Raw genomic sequence first — 13,425 nt, 5'->3', positions numbered from 1 at the left:
GCTCGGTCAAATAAGAGAAACCGCTGCAAGTAAAGAAATACACTTGCAAGTACGCTCTATTCCCAAGAAGCTCCCACTTCAAGCGTGAAGAACCGCAAGGTTTAGCTAAGTGGCGAGTAGTTCACTGTATATGATATTTAATTGGAAATGGAGTGCAAATAAATGAAATTCAAATCAATTCTAGGTATTTTACTAGTCGTAGCGTTGGTCAGCATCGCGGTCTTTTCAATCGTGAAAAAAGATGTCGCAAAGGACGAACCAAAAGTTGAAGTAATAGAAGGCAGTGGCGGAAATGATGGTGGAGGAATCCAAATCGGTAAAAAAGCGCCCGATTTTAAATTACAAGATTTAAATGGTAAAGAAGTTTCGTTATCAGATTTTAAAGGCAAAAAAGTGATGATTAACTTTTGGGCTACTTGGTGTCCACCGTGTAAAGCAGAAACGCCACATATGGTGAAATACTATGATGAAAAAGCGAAAGCTGCGAATATGGAGATTTTGTCAGTCAATGCGATGAGTACAGAATCGAATAGCGCCAATGTTGGCAAGTTCGTTGAAGAATACAAAATGAAATATCCAGTTGTCATTGACCCACGTGGAGAAGTATTGAGTCAGTATGAAGTATTGAATTTCCCAACGTCATTCTTTGTCAATACAGAGGGAATTATCCAACAAAAAACGAATATTGTGACGGAAGCTCAATTAGAAGATATTATAAAATCACTTGATTAATACAAAAAATAACATCTAAATGTTTAGAATTACCAAAAACAAGGTAAATTAAACGGAGATTCAATTAAAATAGGCTACTCAATATTTCTGGATTTTGATACAATTATTAGAAGTATAAAATTTAATAGATATAGAGGTGGGTACAGTATGTTTATGGACATTATTATTGAGCTGCTCAAAAGTTTGGGCCGCCTATTGATGAACCCGTTACTCTACATTGCGATTTTATTTACGATTTTACTTGGCTATCGCCGTGTAATAAATGAGCGGAAATCATTTAGAATTCGAATCCATTGGGGATTATCAGAAGCATTAATGTTGTTAAAAGAAGGTCGACTTTGGATCGTGATTTTATCAGTCATTAGTTTAGGCTTAGGTTTTGTTTTACCAATGGAATACATAGTGCTAGTAACGGCACTCTCAATTTTAGTTATTGTATTATTTTATTATCACGCAGCTTCGGTTGCCTACCCATTCGGTGTCGCATTTTTAATCCTATGGGTGATTTATACGAATGATACGTCATTCTCATTTTTGAAATGGACATTTGACGCGAGTACGATTCATCTGAAAATGCTTGCAAGTATCCCGATCCTAATTGGGATTCTTCTAATCGCGGAAGGCCAGTTAGTTAAAAGGTATGCTGCGCGTTTAGCTTCACCAAGACTTGAAAATACAAGTCGTGGCTTAAAAGCAGTCACATTTTTAGCTAAGCGCTTATGGGTTTTACCTGTCTTCTTCTTAATTCCTGGCGATACAATTTCAGGATTCGCACCTTATTGGCCAGTATTTTCAATCGGTGGAGAATCATATGGATTAATTATTTTCCCAGTCGTTCTTGGATTCCAACAACGCGCGAGAAAAATGCTGCCAGTACATTTCTACCCGCAAATCGGCCGTACGATTACTTTACTCGGAATTTTAGTAGCAGTTGAAGGGATTATCGCTTACTTCTTCCCAATTATCGGAATCGCTGCAGTTATTGTTGCGATCATTGGTAGAATATTGATTTCAGTAATGTATTCAATTAACGAAAGAAAAGGCAAGTATGCAGTGACGCCACATAATGAAGGGGTTGTCATCGCTGCAGTTCTTCCGAATTCACCGGCGGAAGCGATGGATTTACAAGTCGGCGAAATCATCCGAAAAGTGAACGGTTTGGAAGTTCATACGGAAGATGAGTTATATCATGCGCTGCAATTGAATGCCGCTCATTGTAAAATCGAGGTCATTGATATTGAAGGTGAAATGCGTTTACGACAGCATGTCATTTTCCATCATGATCACTTCAGAATCGGGTTATTATTAGTTAAATAATGTTGAGAAATGAGCTACTTATTAGGGAATATCCTATAAGTAGCTATTTTCTTACGTAAAAGGCAACTTTTTTATTTTTGAATCGTATAATTGATAGAAGGAATATTAAAGGAGATGAAATAAATGCCAGATTGGTTAAGTATTGCGAGTTTTCAAGAAATCGCAGGAGAACATCGCATAATCGGCACTTTCATTGCTCTCTTACTTCCAATGATAGAAGCATTCTTACCATTTCTACCTCTTGCCGCATTTGTTGTCGCAAATGCTACAGCCTATGGTTTATGGTTAGGCTTTTTATTATCATGGGGCGGGGCAGTAATTGGTTCGTATTGTGTATTCTTAATTATTCGTAAATATGGTCATAATCGCTTTTTCGGCTTTATTACAAATAGACCGAGTATCCAAAAATTAATTCGATGGGTGGAAATGCAAGGATTTACGCCGTTATTTATTTTATTATGTTTCCCATTCACACCATCATCGGTTGTTAATGTTGTTGCAGGTTTATCGAATTTGAAAAAGAAAAGTTATTTACTGACGATTATGTCAGCTAAGTTCGTCATGATTCTTGTCATTAGTTGGATTGGATCTGATTTACAATCATTAATTACGAAGCCTTGGAAGACCGTGTTAATCATCATTGCCATTCTAATTATGTGGCTAGGCGGTAAATGGGTTGAGAAAAATAACGCTAAAAAAATGGAAGAACATTTAAGAAATTTAAATAAAGATACGAAAGAGTAACATTCTGCACAGTGAATGTCGCTCTTTTTTTGTATAATGGATACATAAAAGTAAATGGGGGGAAACAGATGGCATTAACAATTATTTCAGGTCGTTCAGGTTCAGGCAAAACGACTTATATACAAAATGAAATCACGAACAGCTTAAATGAACATTCGATTGGCGATCCCATCTTCATTATTATTCCAGACCAAATGTCATTTTCTACGGAATTTCAATTAACGAATACGAGTGGCGTAGGTGGAATGATTCGAGCGCAAGCAACGACATTTAAGCGTTTAGCTTGGCGTGTGCTGTCAGAAGTAGGCGGCATTAGTCGAGAGGAAATTAATGGTTTTGGTTACCGCATGTTAATTAGAAGTGTATTACTCGAAAATGCGGAGCAACTATCACTTTTCAAAAAATCAGCTGGAAAAAGAGGATTTACTGAAGAAGTTGAATCGATTTTAAAAGAATTTAGCCGATATAGTTTGGATTATGCAAAACTGACAGATTTAAAAGTCACTTTGGAAAATAATCCAGATGCACCTGCGACGTTAAAGAAAAAAATGCATGATTTACAAATTATAATGAACGGAATTGAAAGTAAATTAGGCACAACTTACGTCGATAGCGAAGGGTATATTCCATTACTAATTCAAGCGGTTGAAGAAAGTAATCTAATGAAGCAATCTCATATTTACATTGATGGATTTAATTCATTTACAACGAGAGAATTTGAACTTGTGACGCAGCTGATCCGCATTGCTAAAGATGTGACAATTGTTCTGCCATTCGACTCTGAAATGGATGCGACGGAAGTGCAATCATTATTCCATCAACCGGCATTATTAGCGCAGAAATTAAAGGATTTTGCTTTCCAATATGGTGTCGAAGTGAAGGGGACAGTTCATTTAGCGGAGCAACGTCGATATCAATCGAATGATTTGAAATATATTGAGAAATCATTGGGTCAATATCCCGTTGAGCAAATGACGGAGCAGTCAGATGGTGGATTACAAATCATTGGTGCGACAACTCGAAAAGCCGAAATTCATGGCATTGCACGAGAAATCCGACGATTTATTCAAGAAGGGAATCGTTATCGAGATATTGCCATTTTATATCGTCAAGCTGATGCGTATGATCCATTAATTACGACCATCTTCAAAGAGTATGAAATTCCTGTTTTCGTCAGTCAGAAAAAACCGATGCTACATCATCCATTAATCGAATTAAGTCGTTCTGTTTTAGAAGTGATTGATCGTGATTGGTTGTATGAGCCTGTTTTTAGAGCGATCAAAACGGATTTATTCTTCCCGACAGGAGCAAATACTGGTGTATGGCGTGAGCGAGCGGACCGATTAGAAAACTTTGTTATTGCCAATGGTATTTATAAAGAGCGTTGGTTTGACGATCATCGTTGGCTTTATAAAAAATATCGTGGTTTAGAATTTTATTCGAAAAACCAAACCGATGATGAACGAGCGATGCAGGCGGAAATAGAAGCAGTTCGTTCCGTTGTCATCGAACCAATGCGTGTACTTATGACTGCATTGAAAGAAGCGCAAACAGGTATTGAATACGCGACAGCTTTATTTGAGTTCATGGAAACGCTGAATGTATACGATAAGCTTGATTCAATGAAAACATTAGAAATTGAAAAAGGTCGACTATTGGAAGCTTCCGAACATGAGCAAGCATGGAATGGTTTCGTCGATGTATTAGACCAATTTGTGGCGATGTTTGGTAATCAAGAAATGACAATCCGTGAAGTGATGAAAATTCTTGATGAAGGATTCGACACACTTGAGTTTTCACGAATCCCACCTTCAGTTGACCAAGTGACAGTAGCGACGGCAGACTTAGCTCGACTATCCAATATGAAAGCTGTCTTCGTAATCGGTGTCAATGATGGCGCATTCCCTACTCGAATTGAATTCGAAGGAATGATTGCGGATTCGGAACGTGAATGGTTTTCAAAAATGGGTCATGAAATTGCTCCAACATCGAAAGAACGTTTATTAGAAGAAGATTTAATTATCTATAGTGCATTTACAGCGGCTTCTGACAAATTATGCGTTTCTTATGCGTTGAGTGATGAAGAAGGGAAGTCACTTCTACCGTCATTATTCATTAAAAAGCTGCAAGATTTAACAGGTGTAGAGGAACAAATTATTTACATGACACCAGATGAAGCGCTGACTTCTGTCGATGATTGGTCATATATCTCACATCCTCGCACAGCAATTGCCTATTTAATGAATCAAATTCGCCAAAGTGAACATGATCAACAACCGCTATCAGCAGAGTGGCAGCAACTTCAAAAATATTATGAGAATGACCTAACTTGGCGAACGACTTTCAAACGCTTAATGAAATCAGTGACGAATCATAATAAAACGGAAGACTTGGAACAGAACATTACAGATGCTTTGTATGGGAAGACAATTACTTCGAGCGTATCACGTGTCGAAAAATATTTTAAATGCCCATTCGCTCATTTTGCGACATACGGTTTGAAATTGAATGAGCGTGAAGAGTATCGCTTGGATCCACCAACAATCGGAGATCTATTCCACGCCGCATTGAAATGGATTTCGGATAAAACGACGGAGGAAGATTTGAAATGGGGTCAACTTTCCATTGAGGAATGTAAAAAGCTCGCAAATGATGCCGTTCAAGTCGTCGTACCGTTGCTTTATCACCAAATTTTATTAAGTTCGGCGCGCTACCAATATATTTTAAGAAAATTAACGATGATTGTGGAGCGCACGATGATTTCAATGCGCCATCATGCACGAAATTCAGGCTTCACACCTTTAGCAATCGAAGCTGCATTTGGCCCGAATGAAGCCATTCCACCATTAACAATCGATTTACCGAATAAGAAGAAAATGCAAATTCGAGGTAGAATTGACCGCATTGACTCGACGAAATTCGATGATCAAGCATACTTACGAATTGTCGATTATAAATCATCCGCGCAGAAACTCGATATGAATGACATTTATCATGGCCTATCGCTTCAAATGCTGACGTATTTAGATGTTGCGGTAGAAAATGCCGACCATTGGATGGATGTCCCTACAGAGGCTGGTGGCGTGCTTTATGTGCATATGCATAATCCAATGTTAAAAGAAGAAAAAATCTTATCTGACTCAGAATCTGAATCGGAAATATTGAAGAAATTCAAAATGAGCGGACTCGTATTAGATTCACCTGATGTTATTTTAGAAATGGATGAGTCGCTAGAAGATATCGGTGGTCGTTCGGAAATCGTACCTGTTTATGTGAAAAAGGATGGCACCGTATCGAAAGGAATGTCATCTGTAATTAATCAAGAGGAATTAGGCGACCTTCGTACATTTGTCCGCAAAAAACACCGTGAAGCTGGCGAAGGAATTATGGATGGTAAAACAACTATTAGTCCATTTAAATTGAAGCAAAAAACAGCGTGTGACTATTGCCCACAAAAATCAGTATGCCAATTCGATACGACCGATTTGAATCAAAGTTATCGAAATTTAAGCGTCAACAAATCTGATGAAGTCATCGACAAAATTAAAAAGGAGGCGGCACATAATGATTCCAATTAAGCCAGCAACGGTTACTTGGACGGATGCACAGTGGCAAGCCATTTGGGCGAAAGGTCAGGATACACTTGTATCAGCAGCAGCAGGGTCAGGAAAGACAGCTGTATTAATCAACCGCATGATTGAAAAAGTAATCGATACGACCAATCCGATTGATGTAGACCAATTACTTGTCGTGACATTTACGAACGCCTCAGCAGCTGAAATGCGTCAAAGAATGGCGAGTGCTTTAGAAGAAGCGATTGAAAAAGATCCTACTTCTAAACATTTACGCCGACAATTAAGTTTGATTAACAAAGCACAAATTTCTACATTGCATTCATTTTGTTTGAATATTATTCGCCAATACAATTACTTGCTCGATATTGATCCAGGATTCCGGATCGCCAATGATACAGAAGCGGCATTATTACGCGACGATACGATGGCTGAGATTTTGGAAGAAGCTTATGCTGTCGAAAATCCCCAGCAAATTTATCAACTTGTCGATGCTTTTACATCTGATCGAGATGACCAAGCAATTGAAATACTCATTTCTCAATTATTTGAGATGTCACGTGTAAATCCTGAGCCGGACCAATGGCTGAACCATTTACCAGCAGCATATGATGTTTCGGATATTAATACGATTGATGAATTAGCGATTACAGCTACGATTAAGCAATCAATTCTATTAAATATCGATGCAGCGATTCATCTTATTCAAGAAATGCATCAAGTTGCTTTAAAACCTGATGGTCCAGATGCATTCGGTGCTACGACTGAGAAGGATTTAACGAAGTTGACGACCGGACGTGTTCTAGTCGAAACAGGTTCGTGGAGTGAAGCGGCTGCCTTTTTTGCGACGCATAAATGGGATCGACTAGCTTCGCAGAAAAAGGATTCTTGCGATGAATCATTGAAAGAACTCGCAAAAAGTAAAAGGGAACAAGCGAAAAAGATAATAGATGATTCGGTAAAAGTATATTTCCAACGCCCTGAAGAGAAGCTCATTGAAGAAATTGCAGTGATGAAGCCATTGATTCAGACGTTAGTAGAGCTGACGCAGCAATTTAGCGACCGCTATGCATTCGCAAAGGCGGAAAAAGGTTTAATCGACTTTTCGGATTTAGAACATTTTGCATTGAATATTTTGACAGAGGAAAATCTTCAACCTTCAGAAGTAGCGAAGGAATATCAGCGAAAATTTGCGGAAGTATTAGTCGATGAATATCAAGATACGAACCGATTACAAGAAACGATTTTACAATTGATTAAGACAGGCGAGTCACATGACGGTAATATGTTCATGGTTGGGGACGTAAAACAGTCGATTTATCGATTTAGATTAGCTGAACCTACTTTATTTTTAAATAAATACTTATTGTATAAAGATCAGCCTGAACAATTCGGATTGAAAATTGATTTAAATGCGAATTTCAGAAGTCGTGCAGAAGTTTTAGATGGAACGAACTATATTTTTAAACAGATCATGGGTAATACAGTCGGCGAGATTGACTATGATGATGAAGCGAGATTGAAACCATCTGCTCCTTATCCAGATCAAGAAGTGCCGATTACTTTAGCGGTTATTCATGAGGAAGAGAAAGAAGAAGTCGAGCAAAGTGAAGAGCAGGAAGAGCTAGAAGAGATGAAGAAATCTCAGCAAGAAGCACGCTTTATTATTGCGGAAATTCAACATTTGATGAACTCGGGACAACTTGTATATGATGCATTCAAAAAGGATGAAAATGGTGAACCGTTCAGTCGTCCTTTAGAATATCGTGACATTGTCATATTGATGCGTTCAATGACTTGGTCGAGCGATTTCGTAGAGGAATTCAAGTTAGCAGGGATCCCACTTTATGCGGAACTATCGAGAGGCTATTTTGAAGCAATTGAAGTAATGGTCATGATGAATACACTTCGAGTGATCGATAATCCGTATCAAGATATTCCATTAGTATCCGTATTGCGCTCTCCTTTCATCGGTTTAGCAGAAAATGATTTATCGAAAATTCGTTTAGCAGATCCGAAAGCGCCTTTCTACGACGCACTCAAGAAATTTGTGAGTGAAGAACAATCCATCTCACAAGAAGTTGCGGAAAAATTACAGCGATTTTTATTCATGTTGGAAGATTGGCGAGATATGGCACGTCGAGGTTCATTAGCCGATTTAATATGGCAAGTCTATTTAGATACGAACTACTACGAAATGGTCGGAGCGATGGTGAATGGGAAGCAACGTCAAGCAAATTTACGTGTCCTGCATGATCGCGCTATTTCATATGAAAAAACATCGTTCCGAGGATTATTCCGCTTCCTTCGTTTCATTGACCGCATGCGATTACGTGGCGATGATTTAGGAACAGCAAAAGCTGTGAGTCAGTCTGAAAATGTTGTACGTGTCATGACAATTCACTCATCCAAAGGTTTGGAATTCCCATATGTTTTTGCGGCTGGAATGGGCAGACCGTTCAATCGAATGGACTTCAATCAATCGTATTTATTTGATCCGGAATTCGGTTTAGCAGTGAAAATGATTGACCCTGAAAAACGTATTCAATACACTTCATTGCCATATTTAGCGATGAAAGAGAAAAAACTACTTGAGATGAAAGCTGAAGAAATGCGTATTCTCTATGTGGCGATGACGCGTGCGAAGGAAAAACTTTATCTTGTTGGAAGTGTGAAAGATTGGTTGAAAACGAAGGATCGTTGGGAAGAAGCTTTAAATCTTCCAAAAGGCGAACCATTGCCGGATCACCAACGTGCTAAAGCGAATAGTTACTTCGATTGGATTGGGCCAGCAGTTGCGCGCCATCCAGATTATTTACGTGATGTGTTAACAGGCGAAATGATTGAATCAAGTGAACCATCGAAATGGTCAATTAAAGTAATTGAACGAGATCTGTTGACGACTCAAACTCAAGAAGAAGAAAAGCTTGTCGAAACACCTACAATCGAAGAAAATGAAGATTTCTCCATGGTCATTGAAAATACATTAGGGTATCAATATCCATTTGCTAGTTCGACGATTAAAAAATCTAAAACTTCAGTTTCAGAAATAAAGCGACTTAAACTTCTTGAAAGTCTGGAAGAACCTGAGTTTGAATGGGCTCCAACGCCAATCAAAGAAGAAGTGAAAGAAGGAAGACGACCGAAATTCCTTCAAAAACAAGAAATGACAGGTGCTGAAAAAGGTACAGCAGTCCATGCGGTTATGGAGCATATACCACAGCAAGGGTTTGAATCAGAGGAAGCAGTGAATCAATTTATTGAAACACTTGTGAAGCGCCAATTAATCACTGAAAAAGAAGCGCAAGCAGTAAGTGCAAAAGATATTTTACTATTTTTAGATTCTGAAATTGGTCGTCAATTTAGAACAGCCCCTATTTTATATAGAGAATTGCCGTTTACAAAAGCGGTTGTTGATCAGCAAAATGATACACAATTGATACAAGGTATTGTCGATTGTCTGTATCAAACAACTGAGGGAGATTGGATCATTTTAGATTATAAAACAGACCGCGTAACGGGGAGTATGAAGACGACGGAAGGTTTAGAGAAAGAATTGAAACGTAGATACGCCATCCAGTTGAACACATATAAAGATGCAGTTGAGGCGATTTTACAAATTACAATAAGTCATTCCGTAATTTACGCATTTGATGCGCATAAATGGTTGAATGTATAGGAGGAAGCGTTTGATGCAAATTGCACCAACGAACAAAAAAGAGAGAATCGCAACATTAGATATTTTGCGTGGGTTTAGTTTATTTGGCATATTACTCGTGAATATTCTGTCATTCAACTACCCAATGAATTATGTAGAATTGCGTACGTATTTCACTGCACCTTCTGATTTACAAGGTGAAAAGTGGATTATGATATTAGTACAAGGAAGTTTCTATCCATTATTTGCTTGGTTATTCGGTTACGGACTTCAAATGCAGGCGACAAAAGCGCATTCGCTTGGCGAAAGTTTCTTACCATTAGGAAGTAAGCGTATGTCGATTTTATTATTATTCGGTTTATTCCATGCTTTCTTCATTTGGTATGGGGATATTTTAACGACGTATGCGATTTTTGGTTTCATTTTAATTTTGATGTTAAAACTAAAACCGAAAGTCCAGTTCATCATCGGAATGTGTATTTATTCTGTATTTGCGTTATTCATGTTACTAACAATGTGGGTGACGGAAAAAATGTCTGATCAATACGAGCTATCTTCTTATACGGATATTACGAATGTGAAAAGTTCAATTGAAGCTTATGGTTCGGGCAGTTGGTTAGATGCGATGGGGCAAAGATTAATCGACGTGTCTTCGCAATTTTCATTCACAATGTGGGTGGCGATGTTCTTCACCGTCTTCCCATTCATGTTAGTTGGAGCAGCGATGTCCCAATGGAAGGTGATTGAGAAGTCGAAGAAAAAAGCGATCGTATGGACGATTGTAGCTGTTATTGCGATTCCACTGGGCATTTACTTTAAAGCACAGCTGTACGGAAATAATTTTGAATTCTTTGGACAAGGCTTGAATATAGCTGTTGGCGCACCACTTCTGATGATTGGTTATACTTCAGCAATCATTGCACTTTGCAGCATTCCAGGTGTGGCGAAAATACTTAGCCCGCTAAGTTATGCAGGAAGAATGTCGTTGACGCTCTACATTATGCAGTCCATTATTCAAAGTATATTGTTCTACGGTTTTGCAATTGGCTTGTATGGAAAACTAGGTGTCATCAATTTAATTTATATTTCGATTGCCATTTATGTATTCCAACTTGGATTTGCTCGAATTTACTTGAGCTATTTCAAACAAGGACCGCTTGAAACTTTATGGAAAAAAGTCACTTATAGTAAATAATACGAAAAATAGAGGACTTTAAGCTAGAAATCATGTATCATGATAAAAAACAGAAGGAGTGCTACTATTCATGAAAATTTTATCATTTCGCAACAACGACGAGATTCGCTTCGGACCTAAAGTAAAGAGAGAAGAGGCAGTATGGGATGTATTAGCTATACAGAAGGAATTAAATGTTTTACCTTCATTTTCTACTACGATTGTTGAAGGTATGACTTATGGTTTTGAGTTTGTAGAGCAAATGCGTAAATTAGTGGAAGCGGCTGAGAAATCAGACAATGCTGCACAGTTCAAATTAAGCTTTACAACGATTGAATGGTTAGCACCGATTCCTCGTACGACAAAGAACATTATTTGTGTCGGTAAGAATTACGATGAACATGCAATTGAAATGGGTTTAGGTAGTGCACCTAAAGATTTATTCGTCTTCACGAAAGCACCAACTGCAATCGCAGCAGATGAACAAGTATTATCAGTTCATGCAAACGTGACGAATTCACTTGACTATGAAGGTGAATTAGCAGTAGTAATCGGTAAAAAAGGGAAGGATATTCCTGCAGCACTAGCATTTGACTATGTATTCGGTTATACAATTGCCAACGATCTTAGTGCGCGTGACTTACAAGATAAGCATAAGCAATTCTTCTTAGCGAAAAGCTTAGATGGCGCTTGCCCAATGGGTCCTTATTTAGTAACGAAGGATGAGATTCCGAATCCACAAAACTTAACTGTTGTAACGAAAGTAAACGATGAAGTTCGTCAAAACGGTACGACAAAAGATATGGTTCACCCAGTTGAAGAAATCATTGTTGAAATTTCTAAACTTGTAACACTTGAGCCGGGCGATGTGATTCTTACAGGATCTACTTCTGGAGTAGGTCACGGATTAACACCACCACAATATTTAAAAGCTGGAGATTCAGTGAAAGTTTCAATTGAAGGTATCGGAACATTAGCGAATACTTTCGAATAGAAAAATTTCACAATATAGACAAATTTATCATTGGAATATTTATTACTCGTAACATAGTGTAAATTCAATGGAAGTTGTGCAAATTTCCATCAATAAATGAATGAACCTCTACGCCAAACTTTGTGGTGTAGGGGTTTATTTGTTGTATAGTCGCCTTTGCTTTGGTAACATTAATTGAGAAATAATAAAAATGATGAGGTGAAAAAAATGCCGGATTTTTTAGCGAGTCAAACGCACTTACACATTACGACTTGGGTAGTAGCTATTATTCTATTTTTAGTTGCAGCGGGTATGAGCAAAACTTCTAAAGGACGCAAAATCACACATATGATTTTACGTTTATTCTACGTCCTGATTATCGTTTCAGGTGGAGCGTTATTCATCACTGCGATGGATTACGGTCAAGGTATGATGTACGGATTCAAACTCCTAGCTGGACTAGGCGTTGTTGCATTCATGGAGATGACTTTAGTACGTGGTGCTAAAGGAAAATCAACAGGTGCGATGTGGATCGGATTCATCGTATGTCTATTAATCGTTCTTGGATTAGGATTCCACTTACCAATGGGTATGAAATTCTTCTAAGCACAAATTGAAAAGAGGTATGCCTGCGGGTATGCTTCTTTTTTTGTTTTATGATTTAGTCTTAAAATAATTCACGCTCGCCAATATGTGAGGGTATTGCAAGGTTTTCATTTACTTACAGCGCTAGAACCTCATACTACTTATTCCAATTCATAAAAATACGCCTTTCTCAATCACGAGAAAGACGTTTTGTATAGTTGTAAAATTGTAATTGCACTAGGGACAAAAAATTATGATTAAGGATTATATTTAGTATCACTAGCTGAACTATCTTTCGTATGCTCCTTATTCTTTTCGTCTTTTACTTTTTCATTTAATTCTTCAACTGGTATTGGGTCTACTGTTTGCATATCTTCATGCATATCAAAAAGACTCGGGTTATCTGAATTTACCATATCAGGCTTTTCTAAATTTTTTCGTGTATTTTTCTTACGTGTATTACGTTCAGATTCTTTTGCCATTTAAAGTTCTCCTTTCGTAAGCTCATTAATAATGGCTTCGATTATTGGATGGTTATCTAACAAGTGAACTACTCGCCACTTAGCTAAACCTTGCGGTTCTTCACGCTTGAAGTGGGAGCTTCTTGGGAATAGAGCGTACTTGCAAGTGTATTTCTTTACTTGCAGCGGTTTCTCTTATTTGACCGAGC

At 38.0% G+C, this 13,425-nt stretch carries 9 protein-coding genes; 8 read left to right on the top strand and 1 reads right to left on the bottom strand.

The window, feature by feature from the left end; translation table 11 throughout:
- Positions 1 to 162: 162 nt before the first annotated feature.
- The 8 genes from DF281_RS13600 to DF281_RS13565 all read left to right on the top strand — a co-directional run bounded on the left by DF281_RS13600 (position 163) and on the right by DF281_RS13565 (position 12,776).
- On the top strand, positions 163 to 732 hold the full coding sequence (locus DF281_RS13600) for a redoxin domain-containing protein (protein ID WP_109350807.1): 570 nt from the start codon (positions 163 to 165) through the stop codon (positions 730 to 732).
- A 147-nt stretch (positions 733 to 879) separates the two neighbouring features.
- On the top strand, positions 880 to 2,049 hold the full coding sequence (locus tag DF281_RS13595; protein ID WP_232025946.1) for a PDZ domain-containing protein: 1,170 nt from the start codon (positions 880 to 882) through the stop codon (positions 2,047 to 2,049).
- Positions 2,050 to 2,172: 123 nt separating this feature from the next.
- Positions 2,173 to 2,793, top strand: a complete 621-nt coding sequence (locus DF281_RS13590; RefSeq protein WP_109350806.1) for a TVP38/TMEM64 family protein — start codon at positions 2,173 to 2,175, stop codon at positions 2,791 to 2,793.
- Positions 2,794 to 2,861: 68 nt separating this feature from the next.
- The gene (addB, locus tag DF281_RS13585) at positions 2,862 to 6,371 is read left to right on the top strand and encodes a helicase-exonuclease AddAB subunit AddB (protein WP_109350805.1); all 3,510 of its coding nucleotides are present in this window, start codon (positions 2,862 to 2,864) and stop codon (positions 6,369 to 6,371) included.
- On the top strand, positions 6,358 to 10,044 hold the full coding sequence (gene addA, locus DF281_RS13580; protein WP_109350804.1) for a helicase-exonuclease AddAB subunit AddA: 3,687 nt from the start codon (positions 6,358 to 6,360) through the stop codon (positions 10,042 to 10,044). The genes addB and addA overlap by 14 nt, the downstream gene beginning before the upstream one ends.
- Positions 10,045 to 10,057: 13 nt before the next feature.
- Complete coding sequence (locus DF281_RS13575; RefSeq protein ID WP_170114854.1) at positions 10,058 to 11,218, top strand: DUF418 domain-containing protein; 1,161 nt, start codon at positions 10,058 to 10,060, stop codon at positions 11,216 to 11,218.
- A 70-nt stretch (positions 11,219 to 11,288) separates the two neighbouring features.
- Positions 11,289 to 12,191 (top strand): fumarylacetoacetate hydrolase family protein, encoded by a 903-nt coding sequence (locus DF281_RS13570; protein ID WP_109350802.1) that lies wholly within the window; start codon positions 11,289 to 11,291, stop codon positions 12,189 to 12,191.
- Positions 12,192 to 12,398: 207 nt separating this feature from the next.
- Entirely contained in the window at positions 12,399 to 12,776 is a 378-nt protein-coding gene (locus DF281_RS13565; RefSeq protein ID WP_109350801.1) for a YisL family protein, read from the top strand.
- A 236-nt stretch (positions 12,777 to 13,012) separates the two neighbouring features.
- Here DF281_RS13565 and DF281_RS13560 read toward each other — a convergent pair whose 3' ends face one another.
- Positions 13,013 to 13,237, bottom strand: a complete 225-nt coding sequence (locus tag DF281_RS13560; protein WP_109350800.1) for a hypothetical protein — start codon at positions 13,235 to 13,237, stop codon at positions 13,013 to 13,015.
- Between the last annotated feature and the right edge of the window lie 188 nt (positions 13,238 to 13,425).

The organism is Kurthia zopfii, from assembly GCF_003143955.1.
Taxonomy (GTDB): domain Bacteria; phylum Bacillota; class Bacilli; order Bacillales_A; family Planococcaceae; genus Kurthia; species Kurthia zopfii.
Note: the sequence above shows the minus strand (reverse complement) of the source record. Positions and strands in the feature narration are given on the sequence as shown.

Coding starts and splice junctions, on each gene's coding strand:
- DF281_RS13600 (WP_109350807.1), top strand. CDS start 163: ATGAAATTCAAATCAATTCTAGGTATTTTACTAGTCGTAGCGTTGGTC.
- DF281_RS13595 (WP_232025946.1), top strand. CDS start 880: ATGTTTATGGACATTATTATTGAGCTGCTCAAAAGTTTGGGCCGCCTA.
- DF281_RS13590 (WP_109350806.1), top strand. CDS start 2,173: ATGCCAGATTGGTTAAGTATTGCGAGTTTTCAAGAAATCGCAGGAGAA.
- addB (WP_109350805.1), top strand. CDS start 2,862: ATGGCATTAACAATTATTTCAGGTCGTTCAGGTTCAGGCAAAACGACT.
- addA (WP_109350804.1), top strand. CDS start 6,358: ATGATTCCAATTAAGCCAGCAACGGTTACTTGGACGGATGCACAGTGG.
- DF281_RS13575 (WP_170114854.1), top strand. CDS start 10,058: ATGCAAATTGCACCAACGAACAAAAAAGAGAGAATCGCAACATTAGAT.
- DF281_RS13570 (WP_109350802.1), top strand. CDS start 11,289: ATGAAAATTTTATCATTTCGCAACAACGACGAGATTCGCTTCGGACCT.
- DF281_RS13565 (WP_109350801.1), top strand. CDS start 12,399: ATGCCGGATTTTTTAGCGAGTCAAACGCACTTACACATTACGACTTGG.
- DF281_RS13560 (WP_109350800.1), bottom strand. CDS start 13,237: ATGGCAAAAGAATCTGAACGTAATACACGTAAGAAAAATACACGAAAA.